Annotated in this window: 1 protein-coding gene; it reads left to right on the top strand. The window is 41.0% G+C overall.

The window, feature by feature from the left end:
* Positions 1–545, top strand: a 545-nt coding sequence (locus R7Q48_RS28735) for an IS30 family transposase (RefSeq protein WP_318133747.1), incomplete at its 5' end; no start/stop codon positions are given.
* Positions 546–615 lie beyond the last annotated feature (70 nt).

Genomic DNA, 615 nt, shown 5'->3' with positions numbered 1-615 from the left:
GTAGTGGTGATCGGAGCTTCACGAATATTGTAAACGGTGTTTCTATACATAAGCGCTCTAAGAATATTGATAACCGTAAGTCTCTTGGCCACTGGGAAGGTGACCTTGTATCGGGTTCAAGAAATACACACATTGCTACTCTTGTAGACCGAAAGTCTCGTTTTACGATCATCCTTAAGTTAGCAGGTAAAGATGCTGAATCTGTGCATACAGCCCTGTTAGCAGCGTTTAAACAAATGCCTGCTGAATATAGAAAATCGCTAACATGGGATAGAGGAATGGAGTTAGCGAAACATGCTGAGCTGACTAAAGAAATAGGCATACCTGTCTATTTTTGTGACCCTCAGTGTCCATGGCAAAGAGGTACTAACGAAAATACGAACAGCCTTATTCGACAATACTTCCCTCGAAAAACAGATTTATCACCTCACTCACAAGAGCAACTCAATGATGTGGCTACTCAACTGAATGAACGTCCAAGGAAAATATTGAAATATAAGACACCATCACACATGATTGAAAAAGGTGTTGCGATGATCTCTTGAATCTACAGCGGCCTTTTTTACAATTTCTAGCTCTTCTGCTTGCTCAGCCAATTGCCTTTTTAGCTTGGCA

Source organism: Vibrio sp. 378 (genome assembly GCF_033339435.1).
Note: the sequence above shows the minus strand (reverse complement) of the source record. Positions and strands in the feature narration are given on the sequence as shown.